17 protein-coding genes and 2 pseudogenes are annotated in these 20100 nt (G+C 62.8%); 10 read left to right on the forward strand and 9 right to left on the reverse strand.

All coding sequences use genetic code 11. The annotated features are described in order from the left end of the window. The first annotated feature begins 3 nt into the window (after positions 1-3). The 4 genes from OKW45_RS38710 to dhaK are packed head-to-tail and all read left to right on the forward strand — an operon-like array spanning position 4 to position 3770. Positions 4-1107: an ABC transporter ATP-binding protein gene (locus OKW45_RS38710; protein ID WP_429473915.1), complete on the forward strand. Its 1104-nt coding sequence runs from the start codon at positions 4-6 to the stop codon at positions 1105-1107. After that, positions 1100-2137, forward strand: coding sequence for an ABC transporter ATP-binding protein (locus OKW45_RS38715; protein ID WP_018422124.1), 1038 nt, complete (start codon positions 1100-1102; stop codon positions 2135-2137). The genes OKW45_RS38710 and OKW45_RS38715 overlap by 8 nt, the downstream gene beginning before the upstream one ends. Continuing rightward, on the forward strand, positions 2134-2766 hold the full coding sequence (gene dhaL, locus OKW45_RS38720) for a dihydroxyacetone kinase subunit DhaL (RefSeq protein WP_184007037.1): 633 nt from the start codon (positions 2134-2136) through the stop codon (positions 2764-2766). Before OKW45_RS38715 ends, dhaL begins: the two co-directional genes overlap by 4 nt. 14 nt (positions 2767-2780) lie before the next feature. Continuing rightward, entirely contained in the window at positions 2781-3770 is a 990-nt protein-coding gene (gene dhaK, locus OKW45_RS38725) for a dihydroxyacetone kinase subunit DhaK (protein ID WP_429473916.1), read from the forward strand. A 324-nt stretch (positions 3771-4094) separates the two neighbouring features. On the opposite strand, the pseudogene OKW45_RS38730 reads toward dhaK, so the two are convergent. Beyond that, positions 4095-4262, reverse strand: a pseudogene (locus OKW45_RS38730) (IS6 family transposase); the annotation flags it as partial. Between OKW45_RS38730 and OKW45_RS38735 the strand changes: the two are divergent. Then, a pseudogene (locus OKW45_RS38735) lies at positions 4260-4427 on the forward strand (Tn3 family transposase); the annotation flags it as partial. The pseudogenes OKW45_RS38730 and OKW45_RS38735 overlap by 3 nt on opposite strands. Positions 4428-4469: 42 nt before the next feature. Here OKW45_RS38735 and OKW45_RS38740 read toward each other — a convergent pair. Further along, positions 4470-4817: a hypothetical protein gene (locus OKW45_RS38740; RefSeq protein ID WP_184007039.1), complete on the reverse strand. Its 348-nt coding sequence runs from the start codon at positions 4815-4817 to the stop codon at positions 4470-4472. Between OKW45_RS38740 and OKW45_RS38745 the strand changes: the two genes are divergently transcribed. The 4 genes from OKW45_RS38745 to OKW45_RS38760 all read left to right on the forward strand — a co-directional run bounded on the left by OKW45_RS38745 (position 4812) and on the right by OKW45_RS38760 (position 8078). Next, entirely contained in the window at positions 4812-6059 is a 1248-nt protein-coding gene (locus tag OKW45_RS38745) for a porin (RefSeq protein ID WP_429473917.1), read from the forward strand. The two genes, OKW45_RS38740 and OKW45_RS38745, sit on opposite strands and share 6 nt — an antisense overlap. Positions 6060-6144: 85 nt before the next feature. After that, positions 6145-6576, forward strand: coding sequence for an FCD domain-containing protein (locus OKW45_RS38750; RefSeq protein WP_429473918.1), 432 nt, complete (start codon positions 6145-6147; stop codon positions 6574-6576). A gap of 723 nt (positions 6577-7299) precedes the next feature. Next, positions 7300-7548, forward strand: coding sequence for a hypothetical protein (locus tag OKW45_RS38755; protein ID WP_084754201.1), 249 nt, complete (start codon positions 7300-7302; stop codon positions 7546-7548). A 191-nt stretch (positions 7549-7739) separates the two neighbouring features. After that, positions 7740-8078 carry a hypothetical protein gene (locus OKW45_RS38760; protein ID WP_429473919.1) on the forward strand — a complete coding sequence of 113 codons (339 nt, stop codon included), beginning with the start codon at positions 7740-7742 and terminating at the stop codon, positions 8076-8078. Between the two features lie 661 nt (positions 8079-8739). On the opposite strand, the gene OKW45_RS38765 is transcribed toward OKW45_RS38760, so the two are convergent. From OKW45_RS38765 to OKW45_RS38780, 4 genes are all read right to left on the reverse strand, one after another. Beyond that, a complete protein-coding gene (locus OKW45_RS38765; RefSeq protein ID WP_429473920.1) occupies positions 8740-9048 on the reverse strand; it encodes a hypothetical protein in 309 nt (102 codons plus the stop codon). 196 nt (positions 9049-9244) lie between these two features. Then, positions 9245-9463, reverse strand: coding sequence for a hypothetical protein (locus OKW45_RS38770; RefSeq protein WP_018422115.1), 219 nt, complete (start codon positions 9461-9463; stop codon positions 9245-9247). 425 nt (positions 9464-9888) lie between these two features. After that, positions 9889-10953, reverse strand: a complete 1065-nt coding sequence (locus OKW45_RS38775) for a diguanylate cyclase domain-containing protein (RefSeq protein ID WP_429473921.1) — start codon at positions 10951-10953, stop codon at positions 9889-9891. A 582-nt stretch (positions 10954-11535) separates the two neighbouring features. Next, positions 11536-12399: a phage tail tip lysozyme gene (locus tag OKW45_RS38780; RefSeq protein ID WP_429473922.1), complete on the reverse strand. Its 864-nt coding sequence runs from the start codon at positions 12397-12399 to the stop codon at positions 11536-11538. A gap of 385 nt (positions 12400-12784) precedes the next feature. On the opposite strand from OKW45_RS38780, the gene OKW45_RS38785 reads away from it, so the two are divergent. Then, positions 12785-13357 carry a hypothetical protein gene (locus OKW45_RS38785; RefSeq protein ID WP_018422110.1) on the forward strand — a complete coding sequence of 191 codons (573 nt, stop codon included), beginning with the start codon at positions 12785-12787 and terminating at the stop codon, positions 13355-13357. A 173-nt stretch (positions 13358-13530) separates the two neighbouring features. Here OKW45_RS38785 and OKW45_RS38790 read toward each other — a convergent pair whose 3' ends face one another. From OKW45_RS38790 to OKW45_RS38800, 3 genes are all read right to left on the reverse strand, one after another. Next, positions 13531-13971, reverse strand: a complete 441-nt coding sequence (locus OKW45_RS38790) for a lytic transglycosylase domain-containing protein (protein WP_429474050.1) — start codon at positions 13969-13971, stop codon at positions 13531-13533. A gap of 309 nt (positions 13972-14280) precedes the next feature. Next, positions 14281-15711, reverse strand: a complete 1431-nt coding sequence (locus tag OKW45_RS38795; protein ID WP_018422107.1) for a helix-turn-helix transcriptional regulator — start codon at positions 15709-15711, stop codon at positions 14281-14283. A gap of 152 nt (positions 15712-15863) precedes the next feature. Then, positions 15864-19853: a hypothetical protein gene (locus OKW45_RS38800; RefSeq protein ID WP_429473923.1), complete on the reverse strand. Its 3990-nt coding sequence runs from the start codon at positions 19851-19853 to the stop codon at positions 15864-15866. Between the last annotated feature and the right edge of the window lie 247 nt (positions 19854-20100).

Raw genomic sequence — 20100 nt, forward strand, 5'->3', positions numbered from 1 at the left:
ACCATGTCCACGATCGTTCTTGCCAACCTTCACAAGCGCTTCGACGACTTCGTCGCGGTGCGCGACACCAGTCTGACGATCGGCGCCGGGCGCTTTGTCGTGTTGCTGGGTCCTTCCGGCTGCGGCAAAACGACGACGCTGCGGATGATAGCCGGCCTCGAATTGCCCACCTCCGGCAAGATTCTGATAGACGGTGAGGACGTGACGGCATTGCGCGCGCGCCAGCGCGACATCGCGTTTGTGTTCCAGATGTTCGCGCTCTATCCGCATATGACAGTGCGTAATAACATCGCCTTTCCGCTGAAGAACGAGCATGTGTCGCGCAAGGAGATCGCGGCACGCGTGGATGCAGCCGCGCACCTGCTGCGTATCGAGAACATTCTCGATCGCAAGACCGGTGGGCTGTCGGGCGGCGATCGGCAGCGCGTCGCGCTGGGCCGTGCGATCGTGCGGCAGCCGAAGGCGTTCCTGATGGACGAACCACTCGGCACGCTCGACGCGGATTTTCGTGAGCTGATGTGTCTTGAGTTGCGCAAGCTGCATAACGCGCTCTCCGCCACGACCGTCTATGTGACGCACGACCAGAGCGAAGCGATGGCGATGGCCGACGACATTGTCGTGATGAATAAGGGTGAATTGCTGCAAGCCGGGCCGCCGCACGAAATCTATCACTTTCCGGCAACGGTGTTCGTCGGCAACTTCATCGGCAGTCCGCCGATGAATTTCCTGCCAGTCGATGGCGGCGTGGACGCGGGGCACGAAGAAGTCGGTCTGCACGGGGTACAGGTCCAGGTGCCTCATTGTGAAGCCGCCGCTGAACGTGTGCTGCTGGGCATTCGTCCCGAGCATGTGGCGATCGATCATAACGGCCCGCTGCGCGGCAAGGTCATCGCCGATGAATACCTCGGTTCGCATCAGGTGCTGGTGGTCGAGACCGCGCTGGGCGTGATGAGGGTGAGGGTGGGAAAAGACGATGGTTTGCCTGCCGGATCGCCGGTCGGTTTGTCGTTCCGCAAGGAACGCACGCTGCTGTACGACGCGCAGAGCGGCCGGCTGCTGCCGCGCGCCGCTCACACGATTCCTGCACACGGAGAAGCTCATGGCTGAAATCCAGTTGCGCAATGTGTCGAAACGATTTGGCGATATCGTCGCGGTCGACGATCTTTCGATCGATGTGATGGAGGGCGAGTTCGTGGTGCTGCTCGGGCCGAGCGGCGCAGGCAAGACCACGACGCTGCGTCTGATCGCCGGGCTGGAGCGGCCGGATGCGGGCGACGTGCTGATCGACGGTGCGCTTGCGACCAGCGTGCATCCGTCCGATCGCGACGTCGCGTTTATCTTCCAGCAATATTCCCTGTATCCGCATCTGACCGTGTTTGGCAACCTGGCGTTTCCGTTGCGCTCGCCGAGAAGGCGCAGCAGCGAGGCGGATGTGCGTGCGCGTGTTCACGCGGTCGCGGAGATGCTGCACATGGAATCAAAGCTCGAGAACATGGCGACGCATCTGTCCGGCGGCGAAATGCAGCGTGTGGCGATAGGGCGCGCGCTCGTGCGGCAACCCAAGGTGTTTCTGATGGACGAGCCGCTGTCGTCGCTCGATGCGAAGCTGCGTGAAGAGTTGCGCATCGAACTCAAGCGCCTGCATCGTACGATCGGCGCGACGATCATCTACGTCACGCACGATCAGGTCGAGGCGACCACGCTCGCGGATCGCATCGGCATTCTCGAACATGGGCGTCTCGTGCAGCTCGGCACGCCGCGCGAGGTGTATGGCAATCCGGTGTCGCTCAGCGCCGCGCAGCGGCTCGGCTCTCCGCCGATCAACCTGCTGCCGCCCATGCTGTTCGATTCGGCACACCTGCCGGAGGGAACGGCGACTGTCGCGATCCGTCCCGAGGACATCGTGTTGCATGACCCTGATGTGGGCGATGCGCGTGGCGTACAGGACGCACTCAATCTGACGGTGCTCGAATATTCGCCGCTGCGCCATCTGCTGATTCTCGATCGCGCGGGAACCGCCGTCGTCGCAACGACCGTTGCGGAGCGCAATTTTTTGCCGGGGCAAGCGGTCGGCGTGTCGCTGCCGGCGCGCAGCCTTTTATATTTCCGTGCCGACGGCAGGAGGGTTCCGACATGAACGGCAAAACGGTCATGGCGTGCATCGACGCTGCCTATGCGACGTTGAAGGAGCATACCGACGAGATCGCGTCACTCGACCAGCAGATCGGCGATGGCGATCACATCTTCAATCTGCTGCGCGGCATGGAAGCCCTGCTTGCGGTGCGCGCGGAGATCGAGGCGCAAGCGTTCGGCCCCGCGCTCGAGATCGCGGCTTCCAAGGTGCTCTCCACGGTGGGCGGATCGTCCGGGCCATTGTTCTTCTCGTTGCTGAACGGCATGGCGAAAGCGTCCGTGGGCCATGCAATGGATGTGACCGGCTTCGCCCACATCTTCGCGGCGGCCGTCGAGGCTGTCGGGCAACGCGGCAAGACCGGCGTCGGTAGCAAGACGATGATGGACGTTTTGATTCCGGTCGCGAAGCGCTTCCAGGAACTTGCCGCAGAAAGCGCCGCGGCGCGCGTGGTGCTCGATACGCTGCCGCAAGTCGCCGAGCAAAATATGCTTGCGACCCGCGACATGTTGGCGACCAAGGGACGGGCGTCGTTTCTTGGCGAGCGTTCGCGCGGACATATCGATCCCGGCGCGCGCTCCAGCCAGATCATGATTGCTTCGGTATGCGCGCGGCTTGCGCAATCCAACGGATAAAGGAGCAGGAGACCGTGAAAAAATTCATCAATCATGTGGACGATTTTCTCGCCGAGAGTCTGGCAGGATTCGCCGCAGCCCATGCCGACCTGGTCGTACTCAATCGCGAGCCGGTGTTCGTGCGGCGCAAGGACCTCAAGCCTGGCAAGGTCGCGCTGATATCGGGCGGCGGCTCGGGGCACGAACCGCTCCATTCAGGGTTTGTCGGCAATGGCATGCTCGACGCCGCTTGCCCGGGCCAGATCTTCACGTCGCCGACGCCGGACCAGATGATGGCCGCCGCCAAGGCCGTCGATACCGGCGCCGGCGTGCTCTTCATCGTGAAGAACTACTCGGGCGATCTGATGAACTTCGAAATGGCGTCGGAGATGTCCGAGGTGCCAAATGCGATGGTCCTCATCAACGATGACGTCGCGGTAGAGAACTCCAGCTATACGACCGGACGGCGCGGAGTTGCGGGCGCGGTGATCGTCGAGAAGCTGGTGGGCAGCCTGGCTGAAAGCGGTGCGAACCTCGATGAATGCAAGATGTTTGGCGACCGGATCAACAAGCACACGGCTTCGATGGGTGTCGCATTCTCCAGTTGCACGGTGCCGGCAGCTGGCACGCTGACGTTCAAGATCGGCGACGATGAGATAGAAGTCGGCGTCGGCATTCATGGCGAACCGGGCAGGCGGCGCGCGAAATTTGCGTCGGCCGACACGATCGCGGGGGAGTTGCTAACGGCTATCGTCGACGATCTCAAGCCACCTGCGGGGGCTAGCTTGCTGGTGCTTGTGAACGGCCTTGGTGGCACGCCGCTTGGCGAGCTTTATCTTCTCTTCAACTCTGCGCGCGCCTGGCTTCAAAAGCGCGATCTGAAAATTGCGCGCGTGCAGGTGGGCGCGCTGACCACTTCGCTCGAGATGGCGGGCGCTTCGATCACACTTTGCATGCTCGACGACGAGATGACGAAGCATTGGGACAGCGCCGTGCACACGCCGGCGCTAAGGTGGGGTGTATAGCACGAAGGCGACGATGTGCCGGCGCGAATGCAAGTGTTCGGCGGTCGAGAGCGCATAGTCGAGATTGAAACTTATTGAAGCGGCATCACTGTCTGCAAGGTCCGATTGTGCGGGAGTTCACGAGGGCCGAAAGGCGGTGGTTCGAATCCTGTTAAGCGAACGTCTCGCGTTGATTTGGGAGCGAGGCTCGTGGTGATTGTCCGACCCGCCGCTCCAGTTGAATCTCTTCGGGTCGGATTCCCCGCCGCTTGCGGCGTTGACTTTGTGGGGTTGTGTCGCGATGAGAATGGCAGGGCGAGGCGGCTCCTGGATGAGCAGGATTGTTTACATAATCAGCGAATAGAATTGGTCGGCAACAGTCCGGTGGATACCAGCGTCTTTCATCTGCCCTTTCCTGACCATATGCATCATTTCGATGCCCGACAGGATGACGCGGGCGGAGCGAAAATCCTTGAAGCCCATCATGGGCTTGATGATACGTTTGATGGCGCGATCCAGGCGGGTACGATTTCGTCGCCGCTGCTGCTGCGCCGGTTCGGCTCCGAAAGCCGCAAGAACCGGCTGTACCTGGCCGCGCGCGAGCTCGGCAACGTCGTGCGCACGGTGTTCCTGCTCAAGTGGATCGGCAGCCTCGAATTGCGGCAGGAGGTCGCCGCGTGGGGCGCCCGGGTCGACATCCGGTTTGGCCCGTTCGTCGCGCTAAAAATCTTTGAAAGTGACGGCGAATTTACCTGCGTCAATGGGCATTGACTTTACATCAATCGCGTATTCTTTAGTGTTGGCGAGCCATGATCGTCGGGTGCCTTCCTTTGTGATGCGCGGGTCAAGCAAAGCGGCCTCCAATGAAAACTGCCAGGCCAGGCTTAGTGCTTCATCATCAATGTCTGCAAGAATGCCGAACAGTTTGTCGAGCATAGCAAAGACGGTTGGAGAATCGGACAGCACGGCGAATGCAGCGTCGTACGGCTCCTTCGCATTTGCACCGAGTCCGGCCAATGCGGCAAGCCAGTCACCAAGCAGAGGATATCGAGTAACCAACTGATGCATACGGTCAGCCAGTTCGCCGCCCGCTACCAACTGGCCATCACTGCTGCAAAGCGTGGACTGTCCGTCCACGCGAACGCGATCCCGGAGGATCTGAATGAAGCCGGCGAGAAGGGCGCAGGCTGCACGATTTCGCAAGGAATGAAAAGCACCTGCAACCCAGAAATCAAAAGACAGGAGACGGAAGTGCACAAGGGGATTGCTGGATGCATGCTGGGTGTCTTGCTGCCGTGCGTAGCGCACGCTCAGTCGAGCGTCACGCTTTACGGCGTTGCTGACGTGTTTTACGGGTACTTCAAGAACTCCGCCACAAGCGTGAGTAGCCTCAATTCGGGCGGACTGGGTGGATCACGATGGGGCATTCGCGCCAAGGAGGATCTTGGCGGCGGCGTGACTGCAATTGCAGTTCTTGAAAGCGGCTTCAACATTAACAATGGAACGCTCGGGCAGGGCGGTCGGGAGTTTGGCCGCCAGGCGTATGTCGGCATCGACAGCCAGTGGGGAACGCTCATCGGGGGGCGCTTGCAGACGGCAGGCTACGTATGGGGCACGACGTTCGACCCGATCTTGATGTCTGCGGGATCGGTCCTGGGGTCGGTGACCGGCGAGGAACCGCGACCGTGGATCTTCAACCCGCTGCAGGATCCCGCCCGCCAGGACAATGCGCTGCAATACAGCTCGCCCACCTGGCGTGGCCTCAGCGCGACCGTGGGCTACTCGTTTGGCTCAAACCCGGGCGCCGCCACGAATACGAAGTATCAGATCGGCACGCTGTGGTATACGAATGGCGGTCTGGTCGCCAGCTACGGACTGGGCCGCAGTCTCACCGTGGCGCCAGATGGCGACGCCAATACCCTGGAACATGCGTTTGGCGTCAAATACCGGTTCGACTGGCTTTCCCTCTACGGCACGTATCAGTTGCGGCGAAACAATCCTGGATTTACCGACAAGGCATGGCAAGCGGGCTTCACGGTGCCGACAGGGGCCGTGGGTATGTTCGGCTTTGCGTACGGCGGGCTGAGCGACGAGAACCAGGTCCGCTCGCAAAACTGGAGCGTGCGCTCCTTCGCAGTCAGCTATACCTATTATCTTTCGAAGACCACTTCGCTCTATGGCTTCTATAAGAAGCTCTGGAATCGCGGAGTCGCGAAGCAGACCATCTTCCCACCCGGTGGCTTGCCCGCGCCCACCACGTATGATGACCATGTGTCCGCTATCGGCATCGGCATGCAGATGCGGTTCTGAACCTGTTGGGAAATGCGGAAATCGTCATCGGGCATTCGGCTATAGCCGTGCCCTCGAGAGCCCGGTCGACCTCGACATCAATGCGATGCGCAACTGCATTGGTGCATCGTTTGCGGTCATGCGCAGTGGGCGATCACGCTTCGTTGACGAGCGAGGCACCCTGCCCCAGTTGAAAAGCCTCAAGGCGATGGTGGCCGGGCTCAACCAGTTACTGGCAAGCGGCTCGCGCGACGCCTGGATTGAGCGCCACCGGGCGTTTCACGACGCGATCTTCGACCTGTCAGAAAACAAGATTCTGAAGCGTGAAGCGTTGCGGCTGATGCGCCTGACCGATCGGTATCGCTCGTTGGCGGCGGACATCACGCGCCAAGGTACGCACCTCGACGCGCAAATCGAGGAACAGCTTCTCAAGGCCTTGTCGGCGAAAGATCGCAAACTGCTCCTGGGCACCTACGACAAGGGCCGCGCCATCGTGCTCGAAGGCTTGATGGCGGTTTTGGCTGCGCGCGGCGTTTAGGGATGTTCATTAAGGGGCCACCGGGGTCAGGCTGGTCCGCGGCGCGCCCGTTTCGCTGCTTCTAGAACCGCAACTGCATCCCGGCAGCGGCGACCGACTGGATCTTGCCTGCCGCCACCGCGGTGCCAATTTCGGCAGGATAAGCGCCGTTCGTGCCACTCACCAGACCCGGTGACAACACCCCCCCCCCCGGATCATGACTGCGACTGGTGGCGGGAAAAGCAAATCTGATTGCTTTCCTCGAAGCGCGGTCTCTAAGCGCGCTCGGACGTGAAGAGCGGGGCGGGAAATCCTCACCCAAAGCGTGACGTTGAACATCCGGCCCCCGGTCCTTCAGACGCCGTTTGAGTTGAAGGACGTTCTCGAACCATCTCGGGTATACCCGCCAATCGCAACCCTTGTATCTCGTGGTCATGCCGCATAATATGGTGAATATCAGATTGCATAATATTTAGCAGTTTTTACAGTCAGCCGATGGCGCAGTTTGCGTCACACCGCGCGCTGGAATAGCGCTGGCTGTCACGGTAAATGCCGCTCGACACGATCACCTCGACGGGCGATCATCCGCCTTTCCGTCCGTCAATTCTTGCGGTTCACAGAATGTGGAGATAGCACGCTTGTCGATGGTTTGCGCTGGAGCACTGGCACACGCATCGCACGGGCACCCAACGTCGGCACAGTGCATCGACAGGCGACTTTTCGCGGGACAGAGAGGACAAAGTGATGAAGACCGGAGAGCAATCTTTACGTTTCGTAGTTGAAAAGTGGCTCGGGTTGCAACCTCCAGAGAGCGCAAGGGTGAGGGCACTGGGCCGTCCGTGCTCGGGCAAAGGGCGTTTCGTGTGCGTCGAGACCGTACACGGCGGCGAAAAACTCGCGCTGTTCTTCTTTCGGCACGACGACGGATGCTGGAAGGTCTTTCCTCCTGCTCCGGCGTTGCCAGAGATGGCTTTGGAGCGTTTGTTTGCGTAGCCTAAATCCGGCGATTCCTAGAGAAGGCCAGCGATGTCTGTCCCGACGGTGTAGCCGCTGAAGTCACGATGCTCGGCAACATGGAGCGCGGCCCGGGCACGGTGCTGTTGCGCCTGCCGGTCGACACTGCGAAGCAGCTTGGTCTCGTGCCGCCGGACTGGGAAAAGTCGGATTGGGGAAAGGGGTAGGTCATGCGCGAATACCGGGAAAGGACGGTGCAGGAGGTCGCGGCATGCACATGCGACCGCTGCGGCCGGCGCATGACGCCCGTTGACGATCAGTTGGAGTGGTACGAAAAGATGTCGCCCGACTGGCGTGGCGGCTTTTGCCCGGTTTTCCAGGACGGCACCCATGTGAGCCTTGACCTTTGCCAGCAGTGCGTCCGCGATACGCTGGGGCCGTGGCTTCGTGTCGATTCGCCGTCCGCACCGGATGGCTCGATTCAAACTCTGAAGGGAGCCGTACCCCGACCCGATGCGCTGGTATCTGTGGAACAGATGAACCCTTGGGATTTCCACGAGCGCGACTAGAGGCCTTACCGCCCGATGCGGCTCCGCGCGTCGCACCGGCTGCCGATCATGGATGCCGTATGTCACGGCGCATCCCGACTTCACCGTCGATACGCTGGAGTAGTTTGCTGCCTTCGGTTGAACAAGTTATCGTTATTGCTGAATGCGTCTTCTCGACCGTATTGCCACCGGTCGCGCCGTTGGGAGTTCGAACGCAGTTGACAGCATGGTTCGGTCACTCATGACGGCGTCTCGGGGACAGCAGTTCGGCCATTGCCGACGTTGGAGAGGACTGGGTCCTACGTCGGCAGTGGGATTGCCGACGGTGGCGACATCGGGCAGCCGGGCGACAGCTTCCTGCATCAGCGAACTCACACTCCCGACCCAGAGCCGACTTCCGGCATGTCGAAGCATCAATGGCTCTTTGAAGAGTGAAGCGGACTTTCGTCGCGGAAAGGCTACCGGTGGGTCATCGGCCTGAGCCGACGTTCGCCGATCAAATTGGTGCGGCTGTCGCGTATCGCTTTGCTGACTTTTACAAACTGGCGTCGGCGAATGTCAGCTCTCTCTGTCCATCAACGAGTTTTACCGACCCGATCCAGACCTTTCACAGTCCCTGGGAATTTTCGCTTGCCCAGAAACGATGCGCACGATGATCGCCGACGGCCTCAAGGGTATGCCGTCAAAGGTGCGGCAAATCGTCAATGCATTTTTCGACATGATCGCCAGGGACATCCGTGTCGATCCCGGCGTGTCCGTCGGTGTGAGCGACAGCCACAATTTTTGGCCCGAGATATCGTGTGCCACCAAGCGTAAAAAGGGACCAAACAACATCTCCCCGATGGATCGCGGCGACGACTTCGACCACCTCCACAATCGCAGGGGGGGACAGCCATTCACGCGTCGACGGATCGACGGGAGCCCAACGCACATGGGTAAACCTGTCGTTCGTCGGGTTGATGCGAACGGCGTCGATAGCAAAAGTTGTCATATCTACCTCCATCGTCCTGACAAAGGGATGTGTGCATTATGCGCCGCTTCTTTTGCCGGGGATCAGCAGGATCGGTCGTGAGGGCCGTTGTCAGCCCTTGCTGCACGTATCGCTCTCGCCCGACGCGTGCCCCCGAACTGGATGTCGGGTGGGTGCGGCGAATACTCCGGAACAGCCTGGACCTGGATAGTGAAGCCTAAGCGGAGTTCTCGTCGCACCACTGAATCGCCCAACGCTGCGCCGCTTCAATAGCATCCGCGTCGGAGGGGTAATCGTCGAGGTCGCCCGAATACTTTACCTCGACGGCATCGCCACTCGCCGAGGCGCGCCGGTAGATCTTTGCGCGAGCGTAATAGCGGCCGCCTTCATCAAGAGGTGATGCGTCGATGTGGAACTGTTGATAGTCGAAATGCATGGCTGTCTCCAAACGATTGCCCTAATCGTCGTCGCGTTGGACGAACTGGACCTCGTCGTCACCGCTAAGGCCGCTCTGTCAGTCTGCGAAGATGAATTGGGGCTGCGACTCTTCGGCCCAAAACGCTTTAAGAATGATATGTACATCGTAGGCAGTAACAGCAAAGCTTGCTGGCCAGCGAGAGCAGGACAGCAACGAGAATTCGCATGGGAACGCTCCATCCGAATACGGTGCGTATCGATTGCCAACGATCCGGACGTCGATGTCAACCGACCGCTCTTGGGCCATCTACCGCCCGATGCGGTCGGCCTACGCCGATGAAGCAACGTTCGCCTTTGACAATCGAATGGCCGTTTGCGCGGCCCGGCACCTGCATCAAATGCGCTCGCCAACACGAGGAGGGCACCGTCGGGAACCCTGTCCGCTTACACGCCGGCACCCGTCTCATCGAAGAATGAGGTTTTGTTCGTCCCGTTCGCTTTGGCGCGATACATCGCGCTATCGGCCTGGCGCATCAGGGCGTGTACATCAAGACGTTCGTTCGCGCGATTGGTACCGAGCATGCGCACGCCAATGCTGGCCGATACGTTGACGGGATGACCGCCGATCTCTCGAAGCTCATGAAGGATGTCGTGGATACCGTCGGCAATCGCGCGCGCGCCGGCCTTGCCTTGCACATGGCGGGCGAGCACCACGAACTCGTCGCCTCCCAGGCGGGCAACCGTATCGCCGCGGCGAATGCGTGCCTGCAGACCGTTGGCGAAGCACTGCAACAGTTCATCACCCACCGCATGCCCATAAGCGTCATTGACGTATTTGAAGCCGTCGAGATCGATGAACAGCAAGACAGACTGTCCTTTATCGTCTCGCGCCGCAGTCGCTTTAGCGATCGCCTGCTCGAGGCGAGTGCGGTTGCTGAGTCCTGTCAGAGGGTCCGTCGCAGCCTGCCGTTCTAGCCGATGCACGAGGGCCATCAAGTACACGGAAGTCGCCGCGATGCTGAGCATGACGCCCCATCCCACCGCGAGGTTTTCTCTCCACCACGGCTCGACTTGCATCAAAATCGCGACGCCTGCAAGCGCAACTGCACATGAAAGTAGCAACGACCGCTTGCCGTGGCGGCAACCGGCACCCACAAGAAACCAGAACACGACCCAGAGCAAGGGCAGCGCCACGCGCCCGCCGAGCGCGAAGGCAGCCATGACAAGCGCCTGGTCTGCAATGGTGGTGACCGTCAATCGAAGGCGCGGCCGAACTGTCGCGGCGGCCGCGGCTATGTATGTCACCACGCCGAATACGACGTATCCGAAAACCACGCCCAGAGTGTCATACGCGGCGGCCGTGCGTTGGAGTGCGGCGACGGCGATGTAGCCGATCAACACGACCGTGCCCAAGCATATCCGGAGGAGCGCCTGCTCCTTCTCAGGTTGTCCGCGAAAGACACCTAGAAACGTTTGCTCATGCCAACGCTGCGCGCCCGGCCGCTCCATGCCGTCTACCCGTCAATATTGTCTTTTGCAGCGGGCATTCTATCGCTTTTATCGGCAACCAATGCTTCTTGCTGCTCTCTCCGTCCGCTTCCTGAAAGCCGCCGTTCGAACGTCCGTTTGAGCGAACGGGCGAACGGCCGAAAGTGGCCGAGATGGAATGGACACCGCCCTCCCTTGTATTTTGAAGTTCTTGATTTTCCATTAATCATGACAGTAGGCTGTGGGGCTTGTGGGAGAAGGTGAGCGCGGTGGGCAACGTGTAGCGTTGTCCACGGTAAGCTCGCCGGTGCGCCGCAGGCGCATCGTCCACAATTCCACAGCCTGTCGTTGATTTTTGTTGTTGATGTCGGTTTGGCAAAGCTCGTGCAGCCTGATCTCCTCCCTGGGGTTCACAAGCCCGTCCCGAAGCCCATGGCGCACGAGCCGAGCGGCTCGAACTGCCGAAGAGCACGGAGCCGCGCCGCTTCGGGATGCTGTGGCCGCGCGCCTCGCAGCGCAGCCGGCTGATACGCGGGATGATCGGGTGTTCTGAAGAAGTGCTGCGCGCGCGGGGGTGAACGCCGCTGGCGCTCTCCCGATCCATCAACCCTGCACGAGCGACAAATCCGACAGACGCGACGCCATTTCCGGATCGCTCGGCTTTTCGAACGCGTTGCAGAACGCCTCGGTCGCCTGCTCGGCCGTGGTGGTGCCCTTGACCGCCGCGATCGCGCCCGACTGCGTGGTTTCGAGTTCCTGTTTCAGATAGCCATAGTTGGCGGCCTGGCTCGACGGGTCGAGGCCGTGCTGCTGCGCGTAGTCGATCAGCCCTTGTTTGCGCGAGCCGCCCCATTGCGCGATCCCGTAGCCGTTCGCGTTGTCGTCGGCCATGTTCGCACTCGGCTCGCCGATCTGTCCGCCCTGGTTGATGCCGGAATTCATGCCGCCGCTTTCGTGCCACAGATTCGCGACGATGCCTTCGGCCTGCGGCTTGGTCAGGCCGAAGTCCTGCTGCAGATTGGCGACGTATTGCGCGGCCACCTGCTGGCCCTGCTGCTGGGTGAGCGGTTGCGTCTGCGGCGCGGTGCTCAGTCCGCCCGGGGCCGTGCTTTCGTCCGTCGAAGTCGTCGGCGCGGGACCGCTCGTGCCCGAACTGCCCGGTGCCGGGCTGGTGGCCGGCGGGGTGCTCGGCGGAGTGGCCGCTGGGGTAGCCGCATAACTGACCGGGCTTGGCGAACTGCCCGAACCGCTACCGACGCTGCCCGGACCGCCGCCGCCGCCACCCGAATCGGAGTCCGAACCGCTCTGCGACGCGAGGATCTGCTGCAACTCCTGAATGAGTTCCTGCAGGATCTCTTCCATAGCCTGAATCTGCGAATTGCCGCTACCGTTGTCGGTTCCGTCGACGCCGTTCATGTAGCCGAGGTTGCTGCTCACAAAGCCGTTCTGGATCAGGGTTCCGGACATCGTGTTCTCCGTGGGGCCGTTGGTCGCGGCGTCGACCCGTCTGTCGTTTCGGGGGCGCGCCGGCGATGATCTTTCGTCGCCACTGTAGTGCGGGCGTGCGGGCCGCATGACGTGAACGCGAAGTTGTTCTCCGAATGACGAAGCAAGGCGCGCGCGGCGCATGCGGCCCTTGCATGCGCATCCGTTTTTGCGTGCGCGCTTCGTGCCGGTTCGCAAAACAGGCCGTCTCGTCGCGTCACGACGCGCGTCGGCCACGGCGGGCGCTTAACGTGACAGCGTATCGATCCGGTGACGCAAGGCGGACCGGTACCGCGCCGCGTGTTGCTGGCTGTGGCAGATGCTTCGCGGCAAGCGGGCTTCCGGACCATTCATTCAGGAGGTAACGATGACTGTCGAATTAGGCAAAGGATCAGGCGTCGGCGGCGTCAATCCATTTGAGCAAACCCAGGAAACCGCCAAACCCGCCGACGCACCCAAGGTCGCCAAAGATACCAATCCGTTTCGCAACGGCATGTTCGGCGACTTGAAGAACATGGCGAAAGCGGCGACCGGAGGCGAATCGCAGGGCTTGCGCTTTGGCGCGCAGTTGCCGGGCCTGCGCAGCAACAATCCGTTTGCGAAGCCGGCTGAAGCGGCGATGTCCCTATTCGGCAAGACGTCGCCGGTCGGCATGGCGGTTTCGACCGTCGCGAACGCGGCGCTCAATCATCTGGGGCCGACGAGCACGCTCGGCCAGATGGGTAACATCGCGCAGCACGCGGCGACGCAGGGCACCAACGAGTTGCTGAACAACGCGGAGGACGCGATGGACCTATCGCAACTGCAGAGCTCCGCCGATCAGAACATGCAGGTTACGAATGCAGCATCGCGTATCAAGACGCAGGTGGCGTTCAATGACATCATGGCCAACATGAACGTCAAGGCTTGGGAAACCATCAAGCAAATGTTCGACAAGTAAGCGTAGGCGGGGACGGGTAACGGCCCACGCGCAGTCGCGTCAACGATAGCGGGCGGCATGTCGATCGACATGCCGCCCGCTTTGTTTGCGCGGCGAGACGAAGCTGTACGCAGCGACACGCGCCAACGCACGCCGCAAGGCGACCAGTCGTCGCTGCGATACCGCTTGCGCGACTAGCGCGGGGTTACGAGGGGAGCCATCATCCTATCTACCAGCGCTTCGATCGCGCGTGCGTAGCAATCGCGTTCGTCCGGCGTTTCGGAGTGGTACGCGCCGACCGCCTGCCACGTGTTGCCATACTTGATCACCATCCGATGCAGATGCCACGCGGCCACATAGACGCTCGAGCAAGGGTTCATCAGATCCGCGGCGGACACGCCGTAGCGCGACAGCGCCGGCAGATGAACCGAGTTTATCTGCATCATCCCGTAGTCGATCGAGCCGTTTCGGTTGCGACGAACCGCGTTGGCATTGCCGTGCGATTCCTGCGACGCGATCGCCCTGAGCACCACCGGGCTCACATGCTGATAGGCCGCTGCCGCAAGAAAGCAGTCGATGTCGGCGTGCGCGTCGGTTGGCGCCAGGCAGGCGACGGCGAGCGCAAGCGCCAGCATCGCTTGACGGGAAGTCGGCGACGCAACGAAACGTGCCGGCCGCGCACGCGCGACGCGCAACAGCGGAGTGTGCGGACAACGCAGTGTGCGCTGGCGGGGCAGGGAAAACATCGCGATCGGCTCCGCAGCGCGCGGCCGGCGGGCACGCGCGCCCAAAAAAAGCGCCGTCCGGCTGGCGAAGTCGCCGCGGACGGCCGGAAAAGCGCCAGTCGAGGCCGGCGCAACAGAGGAAGGTGTGAACCTGCGTCCTACTGACGACGACGCAACTCGAACGTCGCGCAACGCAGCTCGCGCACAGCCAGTCGCCGCTCAGCGGCCCAGCGTGGCCGACGGTGCCTCGTGAAACACGCGGCGGTAGCCGTTGATCAGCGTCGAACGGTGCTGCACGCCCCATTTCTTCGCGACGTCGAGCACGTGTGCGACCGGCGCGTCGTCGTCGAGCAGGTCGTCGCGAATGCGCTCCATGCGCTGGCGGCGGATCAGCTCGCTCGGCGACAGCCCGAGGTGGTTCTTGAAGGCCGCCTGCATCGCGCGCTCGGTCACGCCGACGTGCGAAGCCACCTCGCGCACCGACAGGTCCTTCTGGTCGAGGTTGTCCATCAGATATCGGTACGCTCGACGGTAGCGGGCGGGCAAACGCGCGCTGACGTCGTCGCTGCGCTGCTGCGAAGCGGCCGGCTGCACGAGATCGGAGACGACGATCGGCATCGACACGTTGTCGGCGCGCACGTGCTGGATCGACGCCAGCGCGTAGCGTCCATAGAGTTGCGCGAACTCCTGCACGCGCATTTGCTGCTGCATGATCTTCGCGCGGCAGTACAGGTAGTCGAGATACCAGCGCGCATGCTGGCTGCCGTGACCGGCGGCGGCGCTCGACGCTTCGAGCATCTGCTCGGCGACGAGCGTCGCCCGCCCGGCGATGCCGGCGAGCGCGATTTCGAGGCACAGGCCGCGGTGATACGCACGCAGGCCGATCTTCCGGAAGTCGTTCGCGTACTCGCGCAGCGCCTGCGCCGCGTTGCCGTTGCCGCCCGCGAAGGCGAGCAGTTCTCGCAGATAGTCGAGGCGAGAGGCCAGCAGCGGCAGCACCGCGTGTGCGGGCAGCGCCGGCTGCGAGCGTTCGTCGCGCGGCAGCGCGTCGACCGTCACCGAACGCCAGTAGATGTGGTCCGCCAACAATTCGGCGCCTTGCAGTTGGTGCTGCGCGAGCAGGTCGCGGCGCAGCGCGTCGACGAGATAGATCCAGCGCGGGTCGCCGCTTGCTCGCGCGAGTGTCGTCAGTTCGGCGACGCGGTCCCACGCGGCCTGCACGCAGCCGAGGTGGAACAGCACGAGCGTGGTGCCGACGAGCGCATCGAGACGCCCGTTCGGCGTGATGGCCTTGTCTTCGGCGACGCGCTTGAAGCAGGTCAGCGCGACGTTGAACTGGCTGCGGAAGATCGCCTGCCAGCCGGTATTGCGGCACGAGACGATCCGGATCGCGTCGCGCGAGTGACGAATCGCTTTCTGCGCGCGGCGGTAGATCTCCTCCGCTTCCTCGTCGCGGCCGAGCACCAGTTCGAGGTCGCCGTGAATCTGCAGCGCGGCGTGGTCGGGGGCGACGTCGCCGCCTTCGACGAGGTGGGCGACGCGTTGAGCGGCTTCCTGCAGGCGGCCGTCCAGCACGCGGGTGACAAGCTCGGCGGGAAGGCCGGCAGACGAGAGAACCGAAGAGGCAGCGAAGTAAATCGTCGAGAACATGGCATGCTCCTGACCCAGAAGGGCGTTAAGGCGATACGAACTCGTGAAGCGGTGAGTGAATCTTTTCATTCGCCGCCGCGCCTGACGCCGTTTTGTGATGGTTTGTTACCTTCTGGGGCGGCGCGCCGATGCCGGCGCGCCGCGAGCTGCCGTTACGCGTCCAGCTCGGCCTCGGTGGGCAACCGCCGACGCAACTGCGAAGGCCGCTCTTCGCTGACCGTCATGAACAGCGGATCCGGCACGCGGTTCGTCGAGTGATCGGCCTTTTTCTCGGTGAGCAGATAACGCTCGTAGCTGTCGCGGCGGGCTTTCACGTCCTTGTCGTCGAAAACCTGCTCGTAGTTGCGCAGCGTGATCTTCTCGCTGATACCCGAGTAGCTGTCCGGATGCCCGTCGGTCTGCGCGCGCTTGCCGAGATCGTCGCAGAGCATGTAGAGCGGGTTCAGCACACGCACGTTCATCGCATACGCCGCGTCGCCGTGCGCCTTGATGCCGACGGCGAGCGCGTCGGTACCGAACAGCAGACGGTCCTGATGCTTGTTGAACAGATAGAGCCAGTTGTTGCCGTCGTTGCCGTGGTTGTCCATCAGCTCGTAGAACGCATCGCGCGTCGCCTCGTCGTCGAGCGCTTTGCCAAGCCGGTGCTGGAAGTCCTGCAGCGCGAGCAGATAGGTCTGGCGGATGTTTTCCGCCGCCACCCGGTGCACCGACGCGAGATTCAGATCGCCCATGTCGTCGCACTTGTCGGCGCGGCCGCCTTCCTCGGCGAACGCCTTGTAGGTCCGCAGCAGGTTCTGCAGGCCGTCGCACAACTCCGGCGCGAGATTGCGGCGCTTGAGCGAATCGTGCACGTTCTCGATGATGTCGTGGCCGATGAAGTCCCACGACAGATCGAGCGACAACACGTCCTTCAGATCCTCTTCGGACAGCAGCGAATCGAGGCTGCGCGTGTGATCGGTCGATTCCGCGGTGAAGCGCGAGATGCCCGCGCCGTGCGCCCAGATGAAGCGCGGCTTGATTTTCGGCGCGTCGAGAATGCCCTTCTGGCACAGGATGTCGTTCTGCTCCCAGTTGAGCGACTTCACCGCATTGCGGATGTTGTTCATCACCTGCTGCGCGTAGCGGTTCTTGTCTTCCGGCGTGCCGCGGTCGCAGTGCAGGATGACCGGCAGCCCGCGCTGCGCGGCGCCTTCCAGCAGCTGCGCGGTGGCCGGGCTGTCGAGATCCGGTTCCCGCGGATTCTTGTCGCTGACGATCTCCTTCTTCCACGTAACCTCGCCGACGGCCTTGTACACACCGGGGTCGGTGCGCATGCGGCTGTCCATTTCGTCGCCGATGGTGTTGCCGTCGGTCACGTCGAAGCCGGTCATGCTGAGGTCGTAGCGGGCCTTCTTCTCGGGCGGCAGTTCGAGGTACTGATCCTTTAGCGTCTTATCGTGGTCGCGGTAGAAGATGTCTTCCTCCGAGTTCGCGTAGTACTTGCGATCCGGCCGCGGATTGCGCTGCTGCGACGGAATGCCGGCGAGGATGGTGCGCTCGACGCCGCTCGCTTCCATGAATTCGACGAGATGACTGAGCGAGTTGACACGCCCGGAATAGCTGGTCGGATGGAAGTGCGCGTCGTGCGTCAGATACTTCGGGAGGTCGGGAATGCGGATCTTCAGGCTCATCGCGCCCGCCATCAGGCCGCGATGGACTTCGGGCATGTTCTCTGCATCGCGCCACATCGCCTGGACCATTTCCTTCACGTGCGCCTCGCCGGGGTTGGCGCCGTCCGCAGTCGGAACCGCGCCCGCTCGCAGCGTGCTTTCCTCGGCCAGCGCCACGAGGAACTCGGGACCGATTGCCTTCCTGAAGCCGTCCACCGCTTCGCGATACGCGCGCGTCGAGCGGCCCGCTTCGAGGTCGTCATCATCGTGCGCGAGCGTCGCGAGCGGCATAGCGCCCGGCATCGTGTGAGTCGGGTCGTCTTCGATTTCGCCCGCACGGTCCAGCTCTTTTTGCAGCGCGTTGATCGTCACGCGGCCTTCGCGGAACGCGTTGACGAAATAGCTCATCTTGTCTTTCAGCACGGCCGGATCGGCGACGTTCGCGAAGCCGAGCACGAGGCGGTGTGCCAGTTGCTGCTCGTCGGCTTCCGGCTCTTCGCCAGGCCGGCTCTGTCCGGACAGCACGTTCGCGAGAATCAGCAGCTTCGCGCCGCTGCGGTCCGGCGGCGTGCCGGGCTTCAGCGATTCGTCGATCACGCGATCCAGCTCCGTGCGCAGCTTGTCGGCATCGTCCGGCGCGGCCTGCATGCGGCCGGCGAGGCGGATCATCACGTCCTTGACGAGCAGGTTGCGGCGTCCGGTCGGGTCGAACGACGCGCCGACCTGCTGCGCGCTCGCCTTGCCGATGCTGTGCTCGACCAGCTTGTCGACGAAGCCGTTGGCCGCCGACATGCGGTCGAACTGGCGCAGCGCGGCGAACACCGGCGCAAGCTGAACGCCGGCGCGCATCACCCGTTCGTCGGCCAGTGCGCCGTCCGGTCCGCCGACCTGGTATTGCGATTGCAGGATCAGCGCCTGCACGTCGCGCAGCCGGTTGCGCACGTCCTGCATCGCGAAGTTGATCGGCTCGCCCGCCTCGGCGGCTGTCGTCGCGACGCGGATCGATTGCGACGCGGCCTGGATCATGCGGTTCATCTTCGCCACCGTGGCATCGGGCACCGTGGTGACGCGGCCGCCGTTGCCGAGCTCGGTTGCGAGTGCATCGAGCTGCGCGGCCAGATCGCGGGCGCGATCGAGGTGCGCGGGTCCGGCCTCGCCCTCGCCGGTACGGAAGGCGCGGCCGAGGAACGTGTCGAAGGCCTTCTCGAAGGTCTCCTTGCTCTCTTCGCCCCAACTGCCCGACGCGATCCGTTCGCCGATGTCGTCGAGCAGCCCTTCGAACTCGTTCATCGCCGACTTCGCGATGTGCTGTACCGCCACGTCGCTCGCGGCGATCGCGTGCCGGTTCGCGAACTTGCCGGGATGATCGACGAACTTCGTGTACGCGAGCCGGCCGAGCTGGGCGGCACCGAAATACGCGCCGATGCCGCCGAAGATCGTGACGAAGCTCTGCAGCGACTGATTGGGGGCGGGGGCGAAGTGCTTGACCGTGCCGGCGGCGGCCGCGCCGAAGAGCGAGCTGAACGCGCCGGCGACCATCTCCTGCTGCTTCAGCTCGAGGGTCGTGCGATCGCTCCACTTCGGCACTTCGCGCAGATAGACGCCGATTTTCAGCGTGCGGTTATGGTCGGTCTCCGGCAGCTTGTGCGCTTCGGACACGCCCTGCTCGCTCAGTGTCCGCTTCGCGAAGAAGTAGAGGAGCCCCTGCATCACCAGCGCCATCGCGGCACCCGACGTGGCGGACTTGAGCAACGGGTCCCACGACGACGTCAGACGCAGGCTCTCCAGCGCGTTGATCCCGCCATAGGTGAGCAGGTTGCCCGCGAGCATCAGCGCATCGCCGCCGATCTTGTGATACGGGCCGGAGATGGCCGAGCCGGAACTGCCGATCAGGAGCGATGGATTCGCGCCGCCGAGCCAGCGCGTGACCGCGGAAGTCAGTTCGGGATTGATCACCGACGTAGCCGCGAGCGTCGCACCGTACGCGAGACCCTGCCAGCTCTCCGGCGTGGCGGACGACACGATGGTCGGAATGCCGAAACCGAACATGTTGCCGACCACCGCCGCCGCTAGATTCGCGAGCGCCTGCTTCGCGTGCGGCGTCATCGGCGCCTGCGGATTTTGCGACAGATTGCGTAGATACGGAGCCGCTTCGTCGAGGTAGCGGCTGACGTCGTCGTCACTCGCCTTTTCGGGGTCCTTGCTGTCGGCGCTCTTGAGCGCGCCGGGCAAATCGCGGTTGTCGCGCATCGTGGAGCGCAGCGCGATCCGCGACGTGCGCACGGTGTCGCTACCGGCGGCATGGCTGCCTTCGCCTTCTTCGGTGCGGTTGCTGCCGATCGCGCGAGACGTGACTCCGAGATGCGAAGCCCGGTTGCGCTGCGGCTGCGGTGCCGGCGTCGACGCCTGAGGATCGGGGGCGGGCGTACCAGCCGGGGAAAGGGACGATTGCTGCGCGCGGCTCGGGTCCAGTCTGCTTGATGACGGCATCATCACGTTGCTCCTTGGGGTAGGGGGTCTGCTCGTCCACTGACGCTCGCGCGTTGCGCGAGCGTCGAGGATTCGCCTCGACTCGTTGGGTGTCACGACGCGTGCGCGCGGCGGCTGCCGCGGCCTGCGATCCGGTTCGGGCGCCTGCTGCGGACGGCTGAGAGCCGCAGGTGCGCCATAGTTCACACAATGGCTGAAGCGGTGATGACGCCGGCGCGCACAGACGAAGTCGTCAGTGGGATTGCGAAGC

The sequence above is a fragment of the Paraburkholderia lebeckiae genome (assembly GCF_050436225.1).
Taxonomy (GTDB): Bacteria; Pseudomonadota; Gammaproteobacteria; order Burkholderiales; family Burkholderiaceae; genus Paraburkholderia; species Paraburkholderia tuberum.